General features: G+C 77.2%; 3 protein-coding genes and 1 pseudogene. All 4 read left to right on the forward strand.

Features of this window, described 5'->3' with window-relative positions:
* Nucleotides 1–56 precede the first annotated feature (56 nt).
* Nucleotides 57–9,521 (forward strand): type I polyketide synthase, encoded by a 9,465-nt coding sequence (locus ACWDCZ_RS23970; RefSeq protein ID WP_449816910.1) that lies wholly within the window; start codon nt 57–59, stop codon nt 9,519–9,521.
* 29 nt (nt 9,522–9,550) lie between these two features.
* Nucleotides 9,551–21,067 (forward strand): annotated as a pseudogene (locus ACWDCZ_RS23975) (SDR family NAD(P)-dependent oxidoreductase); the annotation flags it as partial.
* 185 nt (nt 21,068–21,252) lie between these two features.
* Nucleotides 21,253–26,604 carry a type I polyketide synthase gene (locus tag ACWDCZ_RS23980; RefSeq protein ID WP_449816911.1) on the forward strand — a complete coding sequence of 1,784 codons (5,352 nt, stop codon included), beginning with the start codon at nt 21,253–21,255 and terminating at the stop codon, nt 26,602–26,604.
* 13 nt (nt 26,605–26,617) lie between these two features.
* Nucleotides 26,618–26,683 (forward strand): polyketide synthase docking domain-containing protein (locus ACWDCZ_RS23985; RefSeq protein WP_449816912.1); only part of this gene is annotated, 66 nt, incomplete at its 3' end.

The following is a 26,683-nucleotide window of genomic DNA, read 5'->3' on the forward strand; positions in this document are numbered from 1 at the left end:
AGGCGGCGCGGATCACCGCCCCCTGGACCCGACCTGAGCTTGATGTACGGAGATTTGTGATGAACGCAGCACCCCAGGAAGTCGTCGCGGCACTCCGGGATTCCCTCAAGGAGATCCAGCGGCTGCGCCGGGAGAACCGGCAGCTGGTGGACGCCGGCCGCGAGCCGATCGCGATCGTCGGCATGGCCTGCCGCTACCCCGGCGAGGTGACCTCGCCCGAGGAGCTCTGGCAGCTGGTCGACGGGGGTGTGGACGCGATCTCCGGCTTCCCGGTCAACCGGGGCTGGGACGTCGAGGCGCTGTACGACCCCGACCCGCAGACGCCGGGCACCAGCTACGTCCGCGAGGGCGGCTTCCTGCACCGGGCCGACGAGTTCGACCCGGCGTTCTTCGGGATCAGCCCGCGCGAGGCGCTGGCCATGGACCCGCAGCAGCGGCTGCTGCTGGAGACCTCCTGGGAGGCCTTCGAGCGGGCCGGGATCGCGCCGACCTCGGTGCGCGGCAGCCGGGTCGGGGTGTTCGCCGGTATCGCCACCGCCGACTACGCGGCCCGCTTCCAGTCCGTTCCCGAGGAGGTGGAGGGCTACCTGGGCAACGGCAGCGCCGGCAGCGTGGCCTCCGGCCGGGTGGCGTACGCGCTGGGCCTGGAGGGCCCGGCCGTCACCGTGGACACCGCCTGCTCCTCCTCGCTGGTGGCGCTGCACCTGGCAAGCCAGGCCCTGCGCTCGGGCGAGTGCTCGCTGGCCCTGGCCGGCGGCGTCACGGTGCTCTCGACCCCGGCCGGGTTCGTGGAGTTCAGCCGCCAGCGCGGGCTGGCGCCGGACGGCCGCTGCAAGTCCTTCGCCGCCGCCGCGGACGGCACGGCGTGGGGCGAGGGCGTCGGCATGCTGCTGCTGGAGCGGCTCTCCGACGCCCGGCGCAACGGGCACCCGGTGCTGGCGCTGGTCCGCGGCTCGGGCATCAACCAGGACGGTGCGAGCAGCGGGCTGACCGCGCCGAACGGTCCCGCCCAGCAGCGGGTGATCCGGCAGGCGCTGGAGAGCGCCGGGCTGGCGGCCGGCGAGGTGGACGTGGTGGAGGCGCACGGCACCGGCACCACCCTCGGCGACCCGATCGAGGCCCAGGCGCTGCTGGCCGCCTACGGCCAGGACCGCGAACGGCCGCTGCTGCTGGGCTCGTTGAAGTCCAACATCGGCCACACCCAGGCCGCCGCCGGGGTCGGCGGCATCATCAAGATGGTCGAGGCGATGCGCCGGGGCACCGTCCCGCGCACCCTGCACGTGGACGAGCCGACGCCCGAGGTGGACTGGACGGCCGGGTCGGTCGAGCTGGTCACCGAGGCCCGGGACTGGCCGGAGACCGGCCGCCCGCGCCGGGCCGGGGTCTCCTCCTTCGGCGTCAGCGGCACCAACGCCCACGTCATCGTCGAGCAGGCGCCGGAGGCCCCGGCCGACCCGGAGGCCGAGGCGCGGGCCGGTGCGGCGCCCGCGCTCGCCCCGCACCTGCTGTCGGCGAAGACCGTCCCCGCGCTGCGGGAGCAGGCCGCCCGGCTGCGCGCCCGGCTGGACGCGGACCCCGAGCTGGGCCTCACCGACCTGGCCTACTCGCTGGCCACCGGCCGTGCGCGGTTCGCCCACCGGGCCGCCGTGGTCGCCGCGGACCGCGCCGAACTCACCGCCGGACTGGCCGCGGTGGCCGAGGGCGACGGGATCACCGCGACGACGACCGGCAAGACCGCGTTCCTGTTCACCGGCCAGGGCGCTCAACGCACTGGCATGGGAAGCGAGTTGTACGCCGCGTTCCCGGCGTTCGCGGCGGCGTTCGACGAGGTCTGCGCCGAGCTGGACCGCCACCTGGAGCGCCCGCTGCGCGAGGTGATCGCCGAGGGCGGCGAACTCCTGGACCGTACGGGCTGGACCCAGCCCGCGCTGTTCGCCGTCGAGGTGGCGCTCTACCGCCTGGTCGAATCCTGGGGCGTCCGGCCGCACTTCCTGGCCGGCCACTCGATCGGCGAGGTCGCGGCCTTCCACGTGGCCGGGGTGCTGTCCCTCCCGGACGCCGCCCGGCTCATCACCGCCCGTGCCCGTCTGATGGAGCACCTCCCCTCCGGCGGCGCCATGGTGGCGCTCCGGGCCACCGAGGAGGAGGTCCTGCCGCTGCTCACCGAGCGGGTCTCGATCGCCGCCGTCAACGGCCCCCGCTCCCTGGTCATCGCCGGTGACGCCACCGAAGTCCGGTCCGTCGCCGCACAGTTCGACAAGGCCCGCGAGCTGCGGGTGAGCCACGCCTTCCACTCCCCGCTCATGGAACCGATGCTCGACGAGTTCCGCAACGTCCTCGCCGAGCTGACCTACCACGCCCCCGCCATCCCGATCGTCTCCACCCTCACCGGCGAACCCGCCACCACCGAGCAACTCACCGACCCCGACTACTGGATCCGCCACGCCCGCCACACCGTCCGCTTCCACGACGCCGTGGAGACGCTCCGGGCGAAGGGCGTCACCACCTTCCTGGAGCTCGGCCCCGACGCCGTGCTCACCGCCATGGGCCGGGACCACGGCGACGACGGCGACGAGGCCTTCGTGCCGGTGCTGCGGCGCGACCGGGCCGAGGTGCGGACCGCCGTGTCCGCCGTGGCGGCGCTGCACGGGCGCGGGGTGCGGGCCGACTGGGCGGCGTTCTTCGCCGGTTCCGGCGCGCGCCGGGTCGACCTGCCCACCTACGCCTTCCAGCGCCGCCGCTTCTGGCTGGACGCCGCGCCCGTCGCGGGCGCCGCCGACCCGGCGGACGCCTCCTTCTGGGCCGCCGTCGAGCAGCAGGACCTGGCCGCCCTCGGTTCGAGCCTCCGGCTGGCCGAGGAGGAGCAGCGCTCGCTGGGCGACCTGCTGCCCGCGCTCTCCTCCTGGCGGCGCGAGCGCCAGGACCGTTCGCTGCTGGACTCCTGGCGCTACCGGGTCGAGTGGCAGCGGCTCGCCGACCCGGCCGCCCCGCCCGGGCTCTCCGGCGACTGGCTGGCCGTCCTGCCGGCCGGCTGGACGGAGGAGGGCACCGGCGGCGCGCTGTCCGCGCTGCGGGCCCGCGGCGCGCGGGTGCTGACCGTCGCGGCGGCCGAGGGCGAGGACCGTGCCGGGCTGGCCGCCCGGCTGCGGGCCGCCGCCAAGGAGCGGCAGCCGGACGGCGTGCTCTCCCTGCTGGCCCTGGACGAGCGGGAGGCGCGGCCCGGGGTGCCGGCCGCGCTGCCCGACACCGTGCTGCTGCTGAACGCCCTGGACGAGGCCGGGCTGGACGCGCCGCTGTGGTGCGCGACCCGGGGCGCGGTGGCGGCCGGGACGGGCGACCGGGTCAGCCCCGCGCAGGCGCAGCTGTGGGGCCTGGGCCGGGTGGCGGCGCTGGAGTGCCCGGTGCGCTGGGGCGGCCTGGTCGATCTGCCGGAGACGGTGGACGGCAAGGCGGCCGACCGGCTGGCCGCGGTACTGGCGGGCGGGTCCGGCGAGGACCAGGCCGCCGTCCGGGCGGACGGGCTGTACGCGCGCCGCCTGGTCCGGGCGGCCGGTGGCGCGGCGGGCCGCGAGTGGCGGCCGCGCGGCACCGTGCTGGTGACCGGCGGTACCGGCGCGCTGGGGGCCCGGATCGGGCGCTGGCTGGCCGCGAACGGCGCGGAGCACGTGGTGCTGACCGGCCGTCGGGGCGGTGCGGCCGCCGGGGCCGCCGCGCTGGAGGCCGAGCTGTCGGCGCTGGGCGCCCGGGTCACGGTGGCGGCCTGCGACGTCGCGGACCGCGCGGCGCTGGCCGGGCTGCTGGACGGGCTCGGCCCGCTGAGCGCCGTGGTGCACGCGGCCGGCTCGGGGGCGATGGGGCCGCTGCGCGAGCTCGACGCGGACGCGCTGGCCGCGTTCGGCGCCGCCAAGGTGACCGGAGCGGCGCACCTGGACGAGCTGCTGGACGGGCAGGAGCTGGACGCCTTCGTGCTGATGTCCTCCGTCGCCGGGGTCTGGGGCGGCGGCGGCCAGGCCGCGTACGGCGCGGCGAACGCGTTCCTGGACGCGCTGGCCGAGCAGCGCCGGGCGCGCGGCCTGACGGCCACCTCGGTGGCCTGGGGCCCGTGGGCCGGGGAGGGCATGTCGGCCGGTCAGGAGGGACCGCTGCGGCGGATGGGCCTCGGCGCGCTGGCGCCGGACCTCGCGGTCGCGGCCCTGCGGCAGGCGCTGGACCTGGACGACACGGCCGTGACCGTCACCGAGGTCGACTGGTCGCGCTTCCACCCCGGTTTCACCGCCGTCCGGCCGAGCCCGCTGCTGGGCGCGCTGGCCGAGGTGCGGGAGCTGGAGCGCGCCGAGGAGCGGCCCGCGCCCGCCGACGACGCCGCCTCGGCGCTGCGCTCCGCCCTCGCCGGCCTGCCGGTCGCCGAGCGCTCCCGTTCCCTGGTGGAGCTGGTGAGCGGCCTGGCGGCGGAGGTCCTGGGCCACCCCACGGCCGACGGGATCGAGGTGGTCCGCCCGTTCCAGGAGCAGGGCTTCGACTCGCTGACGGCGGTGGAGCTGCGCGACCGGCTCGCCCGGTCGACCGGGGTGCGGCTGCCGAGCACCCTGCTGTTCGACCACCCGACCCCGGAGGCGGTGGCCGCCCGGCTGCTCGGCGAACTGCTCGGCGAGGACGGCTCGGCGGCCGCCCCCACCGCCGGCCCGGTGGACGCCGGGGAGCCGATCGCGATCATCGGGATGAGCTGCCGCTACCCCGGCGGGGTCGGCTCGCCCGAGGAGCTGTGGCAGCTGGTCGCCCAGGGCCGGGACGCCGTCGGCGGCTTCCCGCAGGACCGCGGCTGGGACACCACCGCGCTGTTCAGCGACGACCCCGAGCAGCCCGGCACCTGCTACGCCTCCGAGGGCGGCTTCCTGTACGACGCGGCCGGGTTCGACGCGGCGTTCTTCGGGATCAACCCGCGCGAGGCGCTGGCGACGGACCCGCAGCAGCGGCTGCTGCTGGAGACCTCCTGGGAGGCCTTCGAGCACGCGGGCGTGGACCCGGTGTCGGCGCGGGGCAGCCGGACGGGCGTCTTCACCGGCATCTCGTACCACGACTACGCGGCCCGCTTCAGCACCGTCCCGGAGGAGGTGGAGGGCTATCTGGGCAACGGCAGTTCGGCCAGCGTCGCCTCCGGCCGGATCGCCTACACCCTCGGCCTGGAGGGCCCGGCGGTGTCCGTGGACACGGCCTGCTCCTCCTCGCTGGTGGCGCTGCACCTGGCGGGCCAGGCGCTGCGCTCCGGCGAGTGCTCGCTGGCCCTGGCCGGCGGCGTCGCGGTGATGTCGACGCCGGGTTCGTTCATCGAGTTCAGCCGCCAGCGCGGGCTGGCGCCGGACGGGCGCTGCAAGGCGTTCGCCGAGGCGGCGGACGGCACCGGCTGGGGTGAGGGCGTCGGCATGCTGCTGCTGGAGCGGCTCTCCGACGCCCGGCGCAACGGCCACCCGGTGCTGGCGGTGCTGCGCGGCAGCGCCGTCAACCAGGACGGCGCCTCCAACGGGCTGACCGCGCCCAACGGCCCCTCCCAGGAGCGGGTGATCCGCCAGGCCCTCGACCGGGCCGGGCTGGCCGCCACCGAGGTCGACGTGGTGGAGGCGCACGGCACGGGCACGAAGCTGGGCGACCCGATCGAGGCGCAGGCACTGCTGGCCACCTACGGCCAGGACCGTGAACGGCCGCTGCTGCTCGGCTCGTTGAAGTCCAATATCGGCCACACCCAGGCCGCGGCCGGGGTCGGCGGCGTGATCAAGATGGTCGAGGCGATGCGCCGGGGCACCGTCCCGCGCACCCTGCACGTGGACGCGCCGTCCTCGCAGGTGGACTGGACGGCGGGCGCGGTGGAGCTGCTCACCGAGGAGCGGGAGTGGCCGGAGACCGGCCGCCCGCGCCGGGCCGGCGTCTCCTCCTTCGGCGTCAGCGGCACCAACGCCCACGTCATCCTCGAACACGCCCCCGAGGAGCAGCCCGCCGACGAGGTGCCCGCCGAGGCGGCTCCCACACCGGGCGCGCTCCCCTTCCTCCTCTCCGCCAAGACCGACCAGGCCCTGCGCGACCAGGCCCGCCGCCTGCGCGACCACCTGGACACCGAGGCAGCCTCGGCCGACCTCGGCCTCTCCCTCGCCGTCTCCCGCACACAGTTCGCCCACCGCGCGGCCCTGGTGGCCGCCGACCCGGACGGCCTGCGGGCCGGACTGGAGGCGCTCGCGGCCGGCGGAGCGGCGCCCGAGCTGGTGCGCGGCACGGCCTCCCCCGGCCGCACGGCCTTCCTCTTCACCGGCCAGGGCGCCCAACGCGTGGGCATGGGCAGCGAGTTGTACGCGGCGTACCCGGTGTTCGCGGCGGCGTTCGACGAGGTCTGCGCCGAGCTGGACCGGCACCTGGAGCGCCCGCTGCGCGAGGTGATCGCCGAGGGCGGCGAACTCCTGGACCGTACGGGCTGGACCCAGCCCGCCCTGTTCGCCGTCGAGGTCGCCCTCTACCGCCTGGTCGAATCCTGGGGCGTCCGGCCGCACTTCCTGGCCGGGCACTCCGTCGGCGAGCTGGCCGCCGCGCACGCGGCCGGGGTGCTGTCGCTGGCCGACGCGGCCACGCTGGTCGCCGCCCGCGGCCGGCTGATGGAGCGACTGCCCGCCGGCGGCGCGATGGTGGCCGTGGAGGCCGCCGAGGCCGAGGTGCTGCCGCTGCTCGGCGGCGAGGTGGCCGTGGCCGCCGTCAACGGCCCGCGCGCCACCGTGCTGGCGGGCCCGGAGGAGGCCGTCCTGCGGATCGCCGGGGAGCTCGCCGACGCCGGGCACCGCACCCGGCGGCTGCGGGTCAGCCACGCCTTCCACTCCCCGCTGATGGACCCGATGCTGGCGGAGTTCCGCGAGGTCGCGGCGGCGCTGACGTACCACGAGCCGCGGATCCCGGTGGTCTCCGGCACCGGCCGCCCGGTGGCCGCCGAGGAGCTGTGCACGGCGGAGTACTGGGTCGGCCAGATCCGTGCCGCCGTCCGCTTCGACGACGTGTTCCGGCGGCTGGCCGCCGACGGGGTGAGCCGGTACCTGGAGCTGGGCCCGGACGGCGTGCTGACCGCGATGGGCCAGGACTGCCTGGCCGTGGCGGCGCCCGAGAGCGGCTTCGCCCTGCTGCCCGCGCTGCGCCGGGACCGGCCGGAGGCCGCGGCCCTGGTCCGGGCGGTCGGCGCGCTGCACACGCTCGGCGCGGAGGTGGACTGGCCGGCCTTCTTCACCGCGGCCGGAGCCGCCGCGTCCCGCCGTGTGGAGCTGCCCACCTACGCCTTCCAGCGCGAGCGGTTCTGGCTGGACGGCCCCGCGCCGGCGGCCGACCCGGTGGACACCGCCTTCTGGGCGGCCGTCGAGCAGCAGGACCTGGCCGCGCTCGGCGCGAGCCTCCGGCTGGCCGAGGAGGAGCAGCGCTCGCTGGGCGAGGTGCTGCCCGCGCTGTCCTCCTGGCGCCACCGCAAGCGGGACGGCTCCCGGCTCGACTCCTGGCGCTACCGGGCGGGTTGGCAGCGGCTCCCGGAGCCGGCGGCCGTCCTGCCGCGGGCCGACCGCCCGATGGGCAGCTGGCTGGCCGTGCTGCCCGCCGGGGGCGCCCCGGCGGCCGTCGAGGGCGCCCTGGCGGCGCTGGAACGGCACGGCGCGGACCTGCTGCGGGTGACGGTCGGCCCGGACGGCCTCGACCGGAGCACCCTGGCGGGCCCGCTCCGGCAGGCCCTGGACGGCACGGCCCCGACCGGGGTGCTCTCGCTGCTGGCCCTCGCGGACGGCGCCGACGAGCACACCGTCACCTCCGGCGCCGTGGCGCTGCTCCAGGCCCTCGGCGACCTCGCCCCGGACGCCCCGCTCTGGTGCGCGACCCGGGCCGGCGTGACGGTCGGCGGGCAGGTCGCGAGCCCGGCGCAGGCCGCGCTGTGGGGCCTGGGACGGGCCGCCGCGCTGGAGCACCCCGACCGCTGGGGCGGCCTGGTGGACCTGCCGGAGGAGTTCGACGGCCCGGCCGGGGACCGGCTGGCCGCGCTGCTGGCGGGCGGGTCCGGCGAGGACCAGGTCGCGGTGCGGCCCGACGGCCTGTACGGGCGGCGGCTGCTGCCCGCGCCGTCGGCCCGGCGCGGCGACGCGCCCGGGTGGGACCCGGAGGGCACGGTGCTGATCACCGGCGGCACCGGCGCGCTCGGCGCCCGGCTGGCCCGCCACCTGGTCGCCGAGCACGGCGTCCGCCACCTGCTGCTCACCAGCCGCAGCGGGCCCGGGGCCCCGGGCGCGGCCGACCTGACCGCCGAACTCCGCGCCCTCGGCGCCACCGTGACCGTCACGGCCTGCGACGCCGCCGACCGCGACCGGCTCGCCGCGCTCCTCGCGGACATCCCGGCCGAGCACCCGCTCACCGCGGTGGTGCACGCCGCCGGGGTGCTCGACGACGGCGTGATCGACGCGCTGACCCCGGAGCGGCTGGCGACCGTCCTGCGGGCCAAGGCCGCCTCGGCCCGCCACCTGCACGAGCTGACCCTGGACCTGGAGCCGGCGGCCTTCGTGCTGTTCTCCTCCTTCAGCGGCACGCTCGGCGCCCCCGGGCAGGCCAACTACGCCGCCGCCAACGCCTACCTGGACGCCCTGGCCGAGCGGCGCGCGGCCCTCGGCCTGCCCGCCACCTCGGTGGCCTGGGGGCCGTGGGACGAGGGCGGCATGGCCGCCGGGGGCGAGGTGCTGGAGCGCGCCCGGCGCACCGGGGTGACCCCGCTGGCGCCGGAGTCGGGGCTGGCCGCCCTGGACGCCGCGCTGGCCCAGGGCGACACCGCGGTCGCCGTGGTGGACGTGGACTGGTCCCGGTTCGCGCCGGGGTTCGTCGCGGCCAGGCCCAGCCGGCTGCTCGCCGAGCTCCCGGCCGTCCGGGCACTGGCCCCGGAGCGGGACGGCCCGGCCGCCGCGGCCGAGGACGGGAACGCGCTGGCGGCCAGGCTGGCCGGCGTCTCCGGGGCGGAGCGCGAACGCGTCCTGCTGGAGCTGGTCCGCCGGCTCACCGCGGAGGTGCTCGGGCACCGCGGGCCGGAGGCGGTGGAGCCCCGGAAGGGGTTCCTGGAGCTGGGGTTCGACTCGCTGACGGCGGTCGAGCTGCGCAACCGTCTCGGCGGCGCCACCGGCCTCCCACTGCCCGCCACGCTGCTCTTCGACCACCCGGACCCGGTGGCGCTGGCCGCCCTGCTGGCGGGCCGGCTGGCCCCGGTGGAGGACACCGCCGGGGAACCGGACGTGTTCGCCGGGCTGGACGCGCTGGAGGCGGCGCTCACGGACGCCGGGCTGGACGACGAGGACGGCCGCCGGGTCACCGTCAGGCTGGAGACCCTGCTGGCCAAGTGGCGCGAGTTCAGGGGTGCAGGGGTGGCGGTCAGGGGTGTCCCGGCCCCGGGTGCGGCTGCCACTGTCGAGGCGGACCTCGAACTGCAAGCCGCATCGGTGGATGAGGTGCTCTCCCTGATAGATGCGGAATTCGGCCTCTGAGCGGACAACCGCTGCCTGGAAGGTGTGCAATGCCGACGGATGACAAGGTCGTCGATTACCTCAAGAAGGTGACCGCAGACCTGCGGCGGACGCGTCAGCGGGTCCGCGAGCTGGAGGCCGCGGAGCACGAGCCGATCGCGATCGTCGCGATGAGCTGCCGCTTCCCCGGCGACGTCGGGACACCCGAGGAGCTGTGGCGGCTGCTCGCCGACGGCCGTGACGCGGTCGGCGGGTTCCCCGCCGACCGCGGCTGGGACACCGACCGGCTGCTCGGCGGCAACGCCGACGGCACCGGCGCCTCGTACGTCCGCGAGGGCGCGTTCCTGTACGGGGCCTCGCGGTTCGACGCGGGGTTCTTCGGGATCAGCCCGCGCGAGGCACTGGTCATGGACCCGCAGCAGCGGCTGCTGCTGGAGACCTCCTGGGAGGCCTTCGAGCGGGCCGGCATCGACCCGCGGTCGCTGCGCGGCAGCCGGACCGGCGTCTTCGCCGGCACCAACGGGCAGGACTACGCGGCGCTGGTGACCAGGGCCCCGGAGGCGGCCGAGGGGTACCTGGCGACCGGCATCGGCGCCAGCGTGGTCTCCGGCCGCATCTCCTACACCTTCGGTCTCGAGGGCCCGGCGGTCACCGTGGACACCGCCTGCTCCGCCTCGCTGGTCTCCCTCCACCTCGCCGTCCAGGCGCTCCGCCAGGGCGAGTGCTCGCTCGCCCTGGCGGGCGGGGTCACGGTGATGTCGACCCCGCTGTCCTTCGTGGAGTTCTCCAAGCAGCGCGGGCTCGCCTCGGACGGGCGCTGCAAGGCGTTCGCCGAGGCCGCGGACGGCACCGGCTGGGGCGAGGGCGCCGGCATGCTGCTGCTGGAGCGGCTCTCCGACGCCCGCCGCAACGGGCACCCGGTGCTCGCGGTGGTCCGCGGCAGCGCCGTCAACCAGGACGGCGCGTCCAGCGGTCTGACCGCCCCCAACGGCCCCTCCCAGCAGCGGGTCGTCCGCCAGGCCCTGGAGAACGCCCGGCTCTCCACCACCGACGTGGACGCCGTCGAGGCGCACGGCACCGGCACCCGGCTCGGCGACCCGATCGAGGCCCAGGCCCTGCTGGCCACCTACGGGCAGGACCGCGAACGGCCGCTGCTGCTCGGCTCGGTGAAGTCCAACATCGGCCACACCCAGGCCGCCGCCGGCGTGGCCGGCGTGATGAAGATGGTGCTGGCCATGCGGCACGGTCTGCTGCCGCGGACCCTGCACGTGGACGCGCCCTCCTCGCAGGTGGACTGGACGGCCGGGTCGGTCGACCTGCTCACCGAGGCCCGGGAGTGGCCGGAGACCGGCCGCCCGCGCCGGGCCGGCGTCTCCTCCTTCGGCGTCAGCGGCACCAACGCCCACGTCATCCTCGAACAGGCCCCCGAGGAGCAGCCCCCGCCGGCCGCACCGACCGGGCACGGCGCCCTGCCGTTCCTCCTCTCCGCCAAGACCGACCAGGCGCTGCGCGACCAGGCCCGCCGCCTGCGCGACCACCTGGACACCGAGGCCGCCTCGGCCGACCTCGGCCTCTCCCTCGCCGTCTCCCGCACACAGTTCGCCCACCGCGCGGCCGTGGTCGCCGCGGACGGCGCCGAACTCGCCGCCGCCCTGGAGGCGTTCGCGGCCGGCGAGGAGCCCGCCCGACTGGTCTCCGGCACGGCCGACGTGACCGGCAAGACCGTCTTCGTCTTCCCCGGCCAGGGCTCGCAGTGGGCCGGGATGGCCGTCGAACTCCTCGACAGCGAGCCGGTGTTCGCCGCCCGGATCACCGAATGCGCCGACGCCCTCGCCGAGTTCACCGACTGGAAGCTCATCGACGTCCTGCGCGGCACCGAGGGCGCCCCCGGCTACGACCGGGTCGACGTCGTCCAGCCCGCCCTGTGGGCCGTCATGGTCTCCCTCGCCGCGCTCTGGCAGGCGTACGGCGTCCACCCCGACGCCGTCATCGGCCACTCCCAGGGCGAGATCGCCGCCGCCACCGTCGCCGGCGCGCTCTCCCTCCAGGACGGCGCCCGGGTCGTGGCCCTGCGCTCCCAGGCCATCACCGCCATCGCCGGAAACGGCGGCATGGTCTCCGTCGCCCAGCCCGCCGGGGAGATCGACCTCACCCGCTGGCAGGACCGGATCTCCGTCGCCGCCGTCAACGGCCCCTCCTCCACGGTCGTGGCCGGTGACGCCGACGCCCTGGACGAGCTCCGGGCCGCCCTCGACGCCCGGGGCGTCCACGCCCGCCGCGTCCCCGTCGACTACGCCTCGCACTCCGCCCACGTCGAGCGGATCCAGGACGAGCTGCTCACCCTGCTCGCCCCCGTCGCCCCCCGGACCTCCGAGGTGCCGTTCTACTCGACCGTGGACGACGCCTGGCTGGACACCGTCCGACTGGACGCCGCGTACTGGTACCGCAACCTGCGCCGGACCGTCCGGCTGGAGGAGGCCGTCCGCGCCCTCGCCGCCGACGGCCACGCCTTCTTCGTCGAGGTCAGCCCGCACCCGGTGCTCGCCTCCGCCGTGCAGGACACCCTGGACGCCGCCGAGGCCACCGCCGTCGCGGCCGGCACCCTGCGCCGCGACCACGGCGGCCCCGCCCGGTTCCGTTCGGCGCTCGCCGCCCTGCACGTCCGGGGGCGCACGGTCGACTGGCCGGCCGTCTTCCCCGGCGCGCGGCGGACCGACCTGCCCACCTACCCCTTCCAGCACGAGCGGTACTGGCTGGAGGCCACCGCCTCCAACGGGGACGCCGTCGACCTCGGCCTCGGCTCCGCCGACCACCCGCTGCTCGGCGCCTCGCTCACCCTCGCCGACGACGACGGCCTGCTGCTCACCGGCCGGCTCTCGCTGCGCACCCACCCCTGGCTGGCCGACCACGCCGTGCTCGGCTCGGTCCTGCTGCCGGGCACCGCCTTCCTCGACCTGCTCGTCCACGCGGGCGACCAGGCCGGCTGCGACCGGGTCGACGAACTCGCCCTGGAGAGCCCGCTGGTGCTCCCGGAGACCGGCGGGATCGCCCTCCAGGTGCGGGTCGGCCCGGCCGACGAGAGCGGCCGGCGCGAGGTCACCGTCCACTCCCTCCGGGAGGACGCGCCGCTGGACGCGCCCTGGGTCCGGCACGCCAGCGGCTGGCTCGCCCAGGCCGCCGCACCGGCCGCCGCCGAGGACCTGACGGCCTGGCCGCCGGCCGGCGCCACCGCCGTCGACCTGGACGGCTACTACGAGCGGCTGGCCGCGGGCGGTCTCGGCTACGGCCCGGCCTTCCGCGGTCTGCGGGCCGCCTGGCTGGACGGCGACGACATCTACGCCGAGGTCCGGCTGCCCGAGGAGCAGCGCTCCCGGGCCGAGCGCTTCGGGCTGCACCCGGCGCTGCTGGACGCCGCCCTGCACGCGCTGGGCTGCGCCGTGGACGGCGGCGAGGGCCTGAACCTGCTGCCGTTCGCCTGGAGCGGGGTGACCCTGCACGCCTCCGGCGCGGCCGAGCTGCGCGTGCGGCTCAGCCGCACCGGCCGGGACAGCGTCTCGCTGCTGGTCGCCGACCGGTCCGGCGCCCCGGTGGCCACCGCCGACTCCTTCGTGCTGCGCCCGATCGGCGCCGCCGGCACGGCCGCCCGGCCCGCCACCCCCGACTCGCTGTTCCGGATCGACTGGACCGCCGTCCCGCTGCCCGAGGACACCGTCGAGCCGTACCGGACCGACGGCCTGGACGCGCTGCCCGCCGAGGTGCCGGCCACCGTCCTGGTGCCGGTCGACGCGCCGGCCGACGGCGGCACCGCCGAGCAGGCCCGCGCCGTCACCCACCGGGTGCTGGAGCTGCTCCAGGCCTGGCTGGCCGAGGACCGCTTCGCGGGGTCCCGGCTGGTCCTGGCCACCAGCGGCGCGGTCGCCGCCCACCCCGGCGAGGCCGTCACCGCCCTGGCCTGCGCCCCGCTCTGGGGCCTGGTCCGCTCCGCGCAGTCCGAGAACCCGGACCGGATCGTCCTGGTCGACCTGGACGGCACCGCCGCCTCGGCCGCCGCGCTGCCCGCCGCCCTCGCCACCGGAGAGCCCCAACTCGCCCTGCGCGAGGGGACGGTGCTGGCCGCCCGGCTGGCCCGCGCGGCCACCTCCGGCGCGCTCACCCCGCCCGCCGGCGAGCCCTGGCGGCTGGACACCACCGGGCGCGGCACCCTGGACAACCTCGTCCTGGCCGCCTGTCCGGACACCCTGGAGCCGCTCGCCCCCGGCCACGTCCGGGTCGCCCTGCGGGCCGGCGGCCTCAACTTCCGCGACGTGCTCAACGCGCTCGGCATGTACCCCGGCCAGGCCGGCCTGCTCGGCAACGAGGGCGCCGGCGTCGTCCTGGAGGTCGCCGGGGACGTCACCGCACTCGCCCCCGGCGACCGGGTGATGGGCATGTTCGCCGGCTCCTTCGGCACCACCGCCGTCACCGACCACCGGCTGCTGGTCCGGATCCCCCGCGGCTGGGACTACACCGAGGCCGCGTCCACCCCGATCGTCTTCCTCACCGCCTACTACGCGCTGAAGGACCTGGCCGGGCTGCGCCCCGGCGAGTCCGTCCTGGTGCACGCCGCCGCCGGCGGCGTGGGCATGGCCGCCGTCCAGCTCGCCCGCCACCTGGGCGCCGAGGTGTACGGCACCGCCAGCCAGGGCAAGTGGGACGCGCTGCGGCCGCTCGGCCTGGACGACGCCCACCTGGCCGGCTCCCGCACGCTGGACTTCGGCCGCGAGTTCCTGGCGGCCACCGGCGGGCGCGGCGTGGACGTCGTGCTCAACGCGCTGGCCGGGGAGTTCGTCGAGACCTCGCTCGGCCTGCTGCCCCGCGGCGGCCGGTTCGTCGAGATGGGCAAGACCGACATCCGGGACGCCGAGGAGGTCGCCGCCCGGCACCCCGGCGTCGCCTACCGCGCCTTCGAGCTGTTCGAGGCCGGCCCGGAGCGGATCGCCGCGATGCTCGCCGAGCTGGTCGACCTGTTCGAGGCCGGCGTGCTGCGGCCGCTGCCGATCACCACCTGGGACGTCCGCCGCTCGGTCGACGCCTTCCGGTACGTCAGCCAGGCCCGGCACACCGGCAAGGTCGTGCTGACCGTGCCGCCCGCCCCCGACCCGGACGGCACCCTGCTGATCACCGGCGGCACCGGCACCCTCGGCTCCCTGCTCGCCCGCCACCTGGTCACCGAGCACGGCGTCCGCCACCTGCTGCTCACCAGCCGGACCGGCGCCGACGCCCCCGGCGCCGCCGAGCTCACCGCCGAACTCACCGCCCTCGGCGCCACCGTGACCGTCGCCGCCTGCGACGCCGCCGACCGCGACCGGCTGGCCGCCGTCCTCGCGGACATCCCCGCCGCGCACCCGCTCACCGGCGTGGTGCACACCGCCGGGGTGCTCGACGACGGCGTGATCGGCTCGCTCACCCCGGAGCGGATCGACGCGGTGCTGCGGCCCAAGGTCGACGGCGCGCTCAACCTGCACGAGCTGACGCTCGACCGGGACCTGGCCTGCTTCGTCCTGTTCTCCTCCGCCGCCGGTGTGCTCGGCGGCGCGGGCCAGGGCGGCTACGCCGCCGCCAACACCTTCCTGGACGCCCTCGCCCAGCACCGCCGGGCCCGCGGCCTGGCCGGCTCCGCGCTCGCCTGGGGCCTGTGGGAGCAGCGCAGCAGCATGACCGGGCACCTGGACGCCCGGGACGTCGAGCGGATGAGCGAGGGCGGCATGACCCCGCTCGGCTCGGAGCTCGGCATGGCCCTGTACGACGCGGCCGCCCTGCTGGACGAGCCGCTGCTGCTGCCCGCCGGCCTCGACCTGTCCGCCCGGCGCGGCCGGGGCCCCGTCCCGGCGCTGCTGCGCGGCCTGCTCCGGGCCCCGGCCCGGCGCAAGGCCGAGGCGGTGTCCGGGCCGAGCGGCTCGGCGCTGACCCGCAGGCTGGCCGCCCTCCCCGAGGCGGACCGTACGGAGCTGCTGCTGGACCTGGTCCGCGGCCACGCGGCCTCGGTGCTCGGGCACGGCTCGGCGGAGGCGATCGACGCGGACCGCGCGTTCAAGGACCTCGGCTTCGACTCGCTGACGGCGGTGGAGCTGCGCAACCGGCTCGGCACCGCGACCGGGCTGCGCCTGCCCGCCACCCTGGTCTTCGACCACCCGAGCCCGACCGCGCTCGGCCGCCACCTGCGCGCCCGGCTGCTCGACGAGCAGGCCCCGGCGACCGCGGGACCGGCCGCGGCCACCGGCGCGACGGCCCGGGACGGCGACCACGACACCATCGCGATCGTCGCGATGGGCTGCCGCTACCCCGGCGGGGTCGGCTCGCCCGAGGACCTGTGGCGGCTGCTGCGGGCCGGCGGCGACGCGCTGACCGGCTTCCCGGCCGACCGCGGCTGGGAGCCCGGCGGCCAGGGCGGGTTCCTGCACGACGCGGCCGAGTTCGACGCCGCCTTCTTCGGGATCAGCCCGCGCGAGGCGCTCGCCATGGACCCGCAGCAGCGGCTGCTGCTGGAGACCTCCTGGGAGGCCTTCGAGCGGGCGGGCATCGACCCGGCCTCGGTGCACGGCACCCGGGTCGGCGTGTTCACCGGCACCAGCGGCCAGGACTACGCCTCGCGGCTGCGCCGCGTCCCCGGCGAGGTCGAGGGCTACCTGGGCAACGGCAGCGCGGCCAGCGTGATCTCCGGCCGGGTGGCGTACACCTTCGGGCTCGAGGGCCCGGCGATCACCGTGGACACCGCCTGCTCCTCCTCGCTGGTGGCGCTGCACCTGGCGGCGGCCGCGCTGCGCCGCGGCGAGTGCGACCTGGCGCTGGCCGGCGGTGTGGCCGTGATGTCGACGCCCGGCCTGTTCGCCGAGTTCGACCGCCAGGGCGGCATGTCGGCGGACGGCCGCTGCAAGGCCTTCGCCGCCTCCGCCGACGGTACGGGCTTCGCCGAGGGCGTGGGCGTGCTGCTGGTCGAGCGCCTGTCGGACGCCCGCCGCAACGGGCACCCGGTGCTGGCGGTCGTCCGGGCCACCGCGATCAACCAGGACGGCGCCTCCAACGGCCTCACCGCGCCCAACGGCCCGGCCCAGGAGCGGGTGATCCGCGAGGCGCTGGCCGCCGCCGGCCTGGCTCCGGCCGAGGTCGACGCCGTCGAGGCGCACGGCACCGGCACCCGGCTCGGCGACCCGATCGAGGCCAACGCCCTGCTCGCCACCTACGGCCAGGGCCGCGAACTGCCGCTCCAGCTGGGCTCGTTGAAGTCCAACATCGGGCACTCGCAGGCCGCGGCCGGGGTCGGCGGCATCATCAAGATGGTGCTGGCGATGCACCACGGGGTGCTCCCCCGCACCCTGCACGTGGACGAGCCCACCCCGCACGTCGACTGGACGGCCGGATCGGTCGAGCTGCTCACCGAGGAGCGGGAGTGGCCGGAGACCGGCCGCCCGCGCCGGGCCGGCGTCTCCTCCTTCGGGATCAGCGGCACCAACGCCCACGTCATCGTCGAGCAGGCCCCCGAGGAGCAGCCCCCGCCGGCCGCGCCGACCGGGCACGGCGCCCTGCCGTTCCTCCTCTCGGCCCGCTCCGAGCAGGCGCTTTCCGCCCAGGCCGAGCGGCTGGCCGCCTTCCTGGCCGAGCGCCCGGAGGCCGTCCTGCCGGACCTCGCCCACTCGCTGACCGCCGCCCGGGCGGCGCTGCCGCACCGCGGCGCGGTGGTCGCCCGGGACCGCGAGGGCCTGCTGGACGGCCTGGCGGCCCTGGCCGCCGGCCGCGGCCCGCGCGGCACCGCCGCGACCGGGAAGACCGCCTTCCTCTTCACCGGCCAGGGCGCCCAACGCCCCGGCATGGGCCGGGAGTTGTACGACACCTACCCGGAGTTCGCGAACGCCTTCGACGCCGTCTGCGCCGAGCTGGACCGGCACCTGGAGCGGCCGCTGCGCGAGGTGGTGTTCCAGCAGGGCGAGCTGCTCGACCGGACCGGCTGGACCCAGCCCGCCCTGTTCGCCGTCGAGGTCGCCCTCTACCGCCTGGTCGAATCCTTCGGCGCGCGGCCGGACTTCGTCACCGGCCACTCGGTCGGCGAACTGGCCGCGGCCCACGTCGCCGGGGTGCTGTCGCTGGCCGACGCGGCCGCGCTGGTCGCCGCCCGCGGCCGGCTGATGGAGCGACTGCCCTCCGGCGGTGCGATGGTGGCGGTCCGCGCCACCGAGGAGGAGGTCCGGCCGCTGCTCACCGGGCAGGTCTCACTGGCCGCGGTCAACGGCCCCGAGGCCGTGGTGATCGCCGGACCGGAGGAGCCGGTGCTCGCCGTCGCCGCCGCGCTCGCCGAGCGCGGGCGCAGCACCCGGCGGCTGCGGGTCAGCCACGCCTTCCACTCCCCGCTGATGGACCCGATGCTGGCGGAGTTCCGCGCCGTCGCCGAGTCGCTGACCTACCACCAGCCGCGGATCCCGCTGCCGGCCGAGGCCACCGACCCCGAGTACTGGGTGCGGCACGTCCGCGAGGCCGTCCGCTTCCACGACACGCTGCTCGCGCTCGCCGAGCGGGGCGTCACCACCTTCCTGGAGCTGGGCCCGGACGCGGTGCTCACCGCGGCCGGCCGGGAGAGCCTGCCCGGCTCCGGGTTCGCGCTGATCGCCGCCCAGCGCCGGGACCGGCCGGAGGAGCAGTCCCTGGTCGAGGCGCTGGCCGCGCTGCGGCTGCGCGGCGCCGCGGTCGACTGGTCGCGGCTGCTGCCCGGCGCCCGCCGGACCGAGCTGCCCACGTACGCCTTCCAGCGCGAGCGCTACTGGCTGGAGGACGACGGGGGACCGGTCGGCCTGGCCGGGGCCGGACTCGGCTCGCCGGAGCACCCGATGCTCGGCGCGATGGCCGAACTGGCCGACGGCACGGGCTTCCTGTTCACCGGTTCGCTCTCCGAGCGGACCCACCCGTGGATCGCCGAGCACGGGGTGATGGGCCGCACCGTCGTCCCCGGCGTCGCCTACGCCGAGCTGGCCCTGCACGCCGCCGGGCAGGTGGGCTGCGACCGGGTCGAGGAGATCACCCACCTCGCGCCGCTGGTCCTGCCGCGCACCGGCAGCGTGCTGCTCCAGCTGCGGGTCGGCCCGGCCGACGCCGCGGGCCGGCGCCCGCTGGCCGTGCACTCGCGGCCGGAGGACGCCCCCGAGGGCGAGTGGACCCACCACGCCGACGCGGTGCTCGGCACCGGCGCCGGCGCCCCGGACTTCGACCTCCGGGCCTGGCCGCCGGCCGGCGCGGAGCAGGTCGACCTGACCGGCTTCTACCGGCGGGCCACCGAGACCGGCTTCGCCTACGGGCCGCTGTTCGCCGGCCTGACGGCGCTCTGGCGGCGCGGGGACGAGGTCTTCGCCGAGGTCGCGCTGCCCGAGGAGGGCCGTACGGCGGCCGCCCGGTTCGGCATCCACCCCGGCATGTTCGACGCGGTGCTCCAGGCGATGGCCGCCTCCACCCTGCTGGAGCGGATCTCCACCGACGAGGCCCCGCACGGCCGGCTGCCCTTCGCCTGGACGGGCGTCGAGCTGTACGCCTCCGGCGCCGCCGCCGTCCGGGCCCGGCTCACCCCGGCCCGCACCGGCGGGGTGGCCTTCGCCATCGCCGACGCCACCGGTGCGCCGGTCGCCTCGGTGGAGTCCCTGGTGATGCGTCCGGTCTCGCCGGAGGCGATCACCGGGGCCGGCACGGGCGGCCGGGACGCGCTCTACCGGGTCGAGCCGGCCGAGCTGCGGCTCCCGGCGGCCCCGGCCACGGCCGACTGGGCGGTACTCGGCGAACCGGCCTTCGGCCTGCCGGGCCGGCCGGACCTGGCCGCCTTCGACGCGGCCGCCCCGCACACCGTCCTGGTGCCCTGGACGGCCGAGGGGGAGGGCCCGCTCGCCGAGCGGGTGCACGCCGCCACCGGCCGGGCGCTGACCCTCCTCCAGGAGTGGCTCGCCGACCAGCGGTTCGCCGACTCCCGGCTGGTGTTCGTCACCCGGCACGCGGCCGGGGCCGACCTCCGGGACCTCGCGCACGCCCCGCTCTGGGGCCTGGTCCGCTCGGCCCAGGCCGAGCACCCCGGCCGGTTCGTCCTGGTCGACCTGGACGGGGACGAGGCCTCCGCCGCCGTCCTGCCCGCCGCGCTGGCCACCGACGAGCCCCAGCTGGTCGTCCGCCGGGGCACGGTCTCCGCGCCCCGGCTGGCCCGGGCCGGCGCCGGCGCCGACGCCGACGCGACCGGCGACGCCACCGCCCCGGCCCTGCGCCCGGACGGCACGGTCCTGGTCACCGGAGCCACCGGTGCGCTCGGCCGGCTGGTCGCCCACCACCTGGTCACCGCGCACGGCGTCCGCCGCCTGCTGCTCACCAGCCGCAGCGGCCCCCGGGCCGAGGGCGCGGACGAGCTCACCGCCGCACTCACCGCGCTCGGCGCCGAGGTCACCCTCGCCGCCTGCGACGCGGCCGACCGGACGGCCCTGGCGGCGCTGCTCTCCGAGCACGACGTCACCGCCGTGGTGCACACCGCCGGGGTGCTCGACGACGGCGTGCTCGACGCGCTCACCCCCGAGCGGGTCGCCACCGTCCTGCGCCCCAAGGTGGACGGCGCGGTCAACCTGCACGAGCTGACGGCCGGCCGGGACCTGGACGCCTTCGTCCTGTTCTCCTCCGTCGCCGGGGTGCTCGGCGCCGCCGGACAGGCCGGCTACGCCGCCGCCAACACCTTCCTCGACGCGCTCGCCCGCAGCCGCCGCGCCGACGGCCTGCCGGGCACCGCGATCGCCTGGGGCCCGTGGCTGCTCGACGACCCGGCGCACGCCGGCATGGCGGGCGGGCTCGGCAGGGCCGACCTCGGCCGGCTGGCCCGCGGCGGGATGGCGCCGCTCCAGGCGGAGCAGGGCCTGGAGCTGTTCGACGCCGCCCGGACCGGCGCCGACCCGCTGGCCGTCGCGGTCCGGCTGAACCCGGCCGCCTTCCGGGGCGGCGAGGTGCCGCCGATGCTGCGCGGCCTGGTCCGCGCCACCGGTCGGCGGGCCGCCGAGACCGGCGCCGGCCAGGACCCGGCCCGCCGGATCGCCGGCCTCACCGGGGAGCACCGGACCCGGGCCCTGCTCGACCTGGTGCGCACCCAGGTGGCCGACGTGCTCGGACACGCCTCGGCGGAGTCCGTACAGGCCACCCGGGCGTTCAAGGAGATCGGCTTCGACTCGCTGACCGCCGTGGAGCTGCGCAGCCGGCTGCACGAGGCGACCGGGCTGCGGCTGCCGGCCACCCTGGTGTTCGACTACCCGACCCCGGCCGCGCTGGCCGGCTTCCTCGACGGGCGGCTGCCCCGGGAGGGAGCACCGCGGGAGGAGCCCGTCCTCGCCGAGCTGGACCGGCTGGAGGCCGCCCTGGAGCGGCGGCTGGCGGACGGCCACGCGCTCGACGGCCTGTCGCCGCGCCTGCGGGCCCTGCTCGACCGCCTGGACGGCCCGGCCGCCTCCGCGGCCGGCCTGGCCGGGGACGACAGCGACCTCGACGCCGCCTCCGACGACGAGCTCTTCGCCCTCGTCGACTCCCTGGACTGATCCAGGAACCCCCCGCGCCGCCGGGCCGGCCCCCCTCCGGGGCACGGCCCGGCGGCCCCCCGGACACGCCCGGACGCGGCCGCGCCCGCCCCGGAGCCGGACGCCCCGGCAGCCACCACTCCGCCGCAGGAAAGTGATCTGAGATGGCCAACGAAGACCAGCTTCGCGAGTACCTCAAGCGGGCGGTGGCCGATACCCGTAAGGCCCACCGGCGGCTCAAGGAGCTCGAGGACGAGCGCCACGAGCCGATCGCGATCATCGGCATGGCCTGCCGCTTCCCCGGCGGCGTGCGCAGCCCCGAGGGGCTGTGGCGGCTCCTGGTCGACGAGGCCGACGCGATCTCCGAGTTCCCGACCGACCGCGGCTGGGACCTCGACTCGGTGTACGACCCCGATCCGGGCGCCGCCGGCACCAGCTACACCCGCCACGGCGGCTTCCTGGACGGCGCGGCCGGCTTCGACGCGGGCTTCTTCGGCATCAGCCCGAACGAGGCGCTGGCGATGGACCCGCAGCAGCGGCTGCTGCTGGAGACCTCCTGGGAGGCCGTGGAACGCGCGGGCATCGACCCGCAGTCGCTGGCCGGCGGCCGGACCGGCGTCTTCGTCGGCACCACCTCGCAGCTGTACGGCACCGGTTCGGACATCCCGGAGGGCGTGGACCTGTACCTGGGCACCGGCACCACCTCCAGCGTCACCTCCGGCCGGATCGCCTACCACTTCGGCCTGGAGGGCCCGGCGGTCTCGGTCGACACCGCCTGCTCCTCCTCGCTGGTCGCGCTGCACTGGGCCGCCCGCTCGCTGCGCCAGGGCGAGTGCACCACCGCGCTGGCCGGCGGCGTGACGGTGATGTCCAACCCCGGCATGTTCGTGCTGTTCAGCCAGCAGAAGGGGCTGGCCCCGGACGGCCGCTGCAAGGCCTTCGCGGGCGCCGCCGACGGCACCGCGTGGAGCGAGGGCGTCGGCATGCTGATGCTGGAGCGGCTCTCCGACGCGCGCCGCAACGGGCACCGGGTGCTCGGCGTGATCCGCGGCAGCGCCGTCAACCAGGACGGCGCCAGCAACGGCCTGACCGCCCCCAACGGCCCCTCCCAGCAGCGGGTGATCCGGCACGCGCTGGCCGACGCCCGGCTGGCGGCGGCCGAGGTCGACGTGGTGGAGGCGCACGGCACCGGCACCACCCTCGGCGACCCGATCGAGGCCCAGGCACTGCTGGCCACCTACGGCCAGGAGCGCGAACTCCCGCTGCTGCTGGGCTCGGTGAAGTCCAACATCGGCCACACCCAGTGCGCCGCGGGCGTGGCCGGGGTGATCAAGACGGTGCTGGCCATGCAGCACGGCGTGCTGCCCCGCACCCTGCACGTGGACCAGCCGACCCCGCACGTGGACTGGACGGCCGGGTCGGTCGACCTGCTCACCGAGGCGCGCGCCTGGCCGGAGACCGGCCGCCCGCGCCGGGCCGGCGTCTCCTCCTTCGGCGTCAGCGGCACCAACGCCCACGTCGTACTGGAGCAGGCCCCACCGGTCGAGGCCCCGTCGGACGAGGCTCCTGAGCCGTCGAGCGCGCCGACCGGCCCGGTTCCGCTGGCGTTCTCCGCCAAGAGCCCGGCCGCGCTCCGGGACCAGGGCGCGCGGCTGCGCGAGCTGCTCGCCGCCGACCCGGCGCTCGTCCCCGCCGACCTCGCCTCCTCGCTGGCCTCGTCCCGCTCCGACTTCGCCCACCGCGCGGCGGTGGTCGGCGCCACCACCGCCGAACTCCACGACGCCCTCGGGGACTTCGCCTCGGGTACGGCGGACGTCACCGGGCGCACGGTCTTCGTGTTCCCCGGCCAGGGCTCGCAGTGGGTCGGGATGGCCGTCGAACTCCTCGACAGCGAGCCGGTGTTCGCCGATCGCATCACCGAATGTGCCGACGCCCTCGCCGAGTTCACCGACTGGAACCTCATCGACGTCCTGCGCGGCGCCGAGGGCGCCCCCGGCTACGACCGGGTCGACGTCGTCCAGCCCGCCCTGTGGGCCGTCATGGTCTCCCTCGCCGCGCTCTGGCAGGCGTACGGCGTCCACCCCGACGCCGTCATCGGCCACTCCCAGGGCGAGATCGCCGCCGCCACCGTCGCCGGCGCCCTCACCCTCCAGGACGGCGCCCGCACGGTCGCCCTCCGCTCCCAGGCCATCACCGCCATCGCCGGAAACGGCGGCATGGTCTCCATCGCCCTCCCGGCCGAGGACATCGACCTCACCCCCTGGCACGACCGCATCTCGATCGCCGCCGTCAACGGCCCCAGCTCCACCGTCGTCGCCGGAGACGCCGACGCCCTCGACGAACTCGTCGAACGCCTCACCACCGACGGCATCCGCGCCCGCCGCATCCCCGTCGACTACGCCTCCCACTCCGCCCACGTCGAGCGGATCCAGGACGACCTGCTCACCGCCCTGGCCGACCTGCGCCCCCGGCCCCCGAAGGTCCCGTTCTGGTCCACCCTGGACAGCCGCTGGACCGACACCGCCGCCTTCGACGCCGCGTACTGGTACCGCAACCTGCGCCACCCGGTGCAGCTGGAGGCCGCCGTCCGCGCCCTGCTCGCCGAGGGCTTCACCACCTTCGTCGAGATCAGCCCCCACCCCGTCCTCACCCCCGGACTCCAGGAGACCCTGGACGAGGCGACCGCCCCCACCGTCGCCTGCGGCACGCTCCGCCGCGACCAGGGCGGGCTCGCCCGCTTCCTGGCCTCCGCCGCCGAACTCTGGGTGCGCGGCGTGGCGGTGGACCTCTCCGGCCGCTCGGCCGGCGCCCGCCCGGTCGACCTGCCCACCTACCCCTTCCAGCACGAGCGCTACTGGCTGGAGCCCTCCTCCGGCACCGGGGACGTCACCGCGGCCGGCCTCGGCGCCACCGACCACCCGCTGCTCGGCGCGGCCCTGCCGCTGGCCGAGGGCGACGGGGTGGTGCTCACCGGCCTGCTGTCGCTGCGCGGTCACCCGTGGCTGGCCGACCACGCCGTCTCCGGCACCGTCCTGCTGCCCGGTACGGCCTTCGTGGAGCTGGCCGTCCGCGCCGGTGACGAGGTCGGCTGCGGCCTGGTCGAGGACCTGGCCATCGAGGTCCCGCTGATCCTCCCCGAGCGCGGCGCCGTCGTCCTGCAGGCCGTGGTCGGCGCGGCCGACGAGTCCGGCCTGCGGCCGGTGGCCGTCTACGGCCGCCCCCAGGACGCCCCGCACGGCGAGCCGTGGACCCGGCACGCCGGCGGTCTGCTCGCCGCCGACGACGCCCAGGCCCCCGCCGAGAGCGGGCCCTGGCCGCCGGCCGGCGCCGCCTCCGTCGACCTGGACGGCTTCTACGACCGCCTGGAGCAGGCCGGTTACGGCTACGGCCCGGTGTTCCGGGGCCTGACCCGGGCCTGGCGGCTCGGCGAGCAGGTGCACACCGAGGTCCGGCTGCCGCGGCAGGCGCACGCCGACGCGGACCGCTTCGGCCTGCACCCCGCGCTGATGGACGCCGCCCTGCACGGCATGGGGCTGGCCCGCCGGGAGGGCGCGGCCGAGGGCAACGGCCTGCCGTTCGCCTGGAGCGGCGTCCGCCTGCACGGCACCGGCGCCACGGCGCTGCGGGTGACGGTCTCCCCCACCGGGCCGGACTCGGTGTCGCTGGCCCTGTTCGACGAGACCGGCGCCCCCGTCGCCTCGGTGGCCTCGCTGGCCGTCCGGACGATCTCCGCCGGTCAGCTGCGGGCAGCCCGGCGCGGGCAGCGGGACGCGCTCTTCCGGGTCGAGTGGGCCCGGGTCGCGCCGGGCGACGGCGGGCGGGCGGAGCGCTGGGCGGTGCTCGGCGACGACCGGGCCGTCCCCGGGCTCCGGCTGGACGGCCTGGCCGGACTCGACCGCCTGGACTCCCTGGCCGGGGCCGCCGGCGGACCGGAGGTCCTGCTCCTGCCCGCGCCGCCGGCCGACGGCGGGTCCCCGGCGGACGCCCACCGGGTGACCGGTGAAGTCCTCGGCCTGCTCCAGGAGTTCCTCGCCGACGAGCGGTTCGCCGGGACGCGGCTGGCCGTGCTGACCGGGGGCGCGGTCGCCGCCGCCCCAGGCGACCCGGTGCCCGGCCTGGTCCACGCCCCGCTCTGGGGCCTGCTCCGCTCCGCGCAGGCGGAGCACCCCGACCGGTTCGTCCTGGTCGACCTCGACGGCACCGCCGACGCGGCCGCCGTCCTGCCCGCCGCGCTGGCCTGCGGTGAGCCGCAACTGGCCGTCCGTGGCGGCGAGTTGTTCGCCCCCCGGCTGGTCCGGGCCACCCCGACCGCCGACCTCCGTCCGCTCGACCCGGCCGGGACGGTGCTGGTCACCGGCGGCACCGGCACCCTCGGCGCCCTGCTCGCCCGCCACCTCGTCACCGACCACGGCGCCCGCCACCTGCTGCTCACCAGCCGCAGCGGCCCCGACGCCCCCGGCGCCGCCGAGCTCACCACCGAACTCACCGCCCTCGGCGCCACCGTCACCGTCACCGCCTGCGACACCGCCGACCGCCACCAACTCTCAGCGCTGCTCGCCGACATCCCCACCGACCACCCCCTCACCGCCGTCATCCACACCGCCGGCGTCCTCGACGACGCCGTGGTCGAGACCCTGACGCCCGAGGCCCTCGCCCGGGTGCTGCGGCCCAAGCTCGACGCCGCCGCGCACCTGGACGAGCTGACCGCGGAGCTGGACCTGGCCGCCTTCGTCCTGTTCTCCTCCGCCGCCGCCACCTTCAGCAGCCCCGGCCAGGGCAACTACGCCGCCGCCAACGCCTACCTGGACTCGCTCGCGGCCCGCCGCCGGGCGGCCGGGCGGCCCGCGCAGTCGCTGGCCTGGGGCCTGTGGGCGCAGCCCAGCGGCATGACCGGCCACCTGGGCGAGGCCGAGCTGGAGCGGATGAGCCGGGGCGGCACGGTGCCGCTGTCCGAGCGGGACGGGCTCGCCCTGTTCGACGAGGCGCTGGCCGTCCCCGCCCCACTGGTGGTGCCGGCCGCGCTCGACCTCGCGGTGCTGCGCGGGCGGACCCCGGTGCCGCACCTGCTGCGCGCGCTGGTCCGGCCGGCCGCGCGGCGCGCCGCCCGGTCCCGTACCGGGGAGGACGGCGGCCGGCTGGCCGAACGGCTGGCCGCGCTCTCCGGGGCCGACCGCCGCCGTGCCGCGCTCGACCTGGTCCGGGCCCAGATCGCCGGGGTGCTCGGGCACTCCTCGGCCGAGCAGGTCGACCCCGAACTCCCGTTCAGCAAGCTCGGGTTCGACTCGGTGACGGCCGTGGAGCTGCGCAACCGGCTCTACCAGGCCTCCGGTCTGCGGCTGCCCGCGACGGCGGTCTTCGACTACCCGACGGCCGGCGCGCTGGCCGAGCGGATGCGGGCGCTGCTGCTGCCCGAGGCGGAGGCCGACGGCGACACCGACGGCGGCACCGCCGAGGAGCAGGCCGCCGAGGAGGCCCGAGCGGCCGAGATCGACGGCATGGACATCACGGACCTGGTCGAACTGGCGCTGGGCACCTCGGTGGACCCCGCAGGCGTCTGAGGAAGAGGACAGCATGACTACCCCGCCGGAGCGGATCGTCGAGGCGCTGCGCGCCTCGATCAAGGACAACGAGCGGCTC

The organism is Kitasatospora sp. NPDC001225 (genome assembly GCF_053597855.1).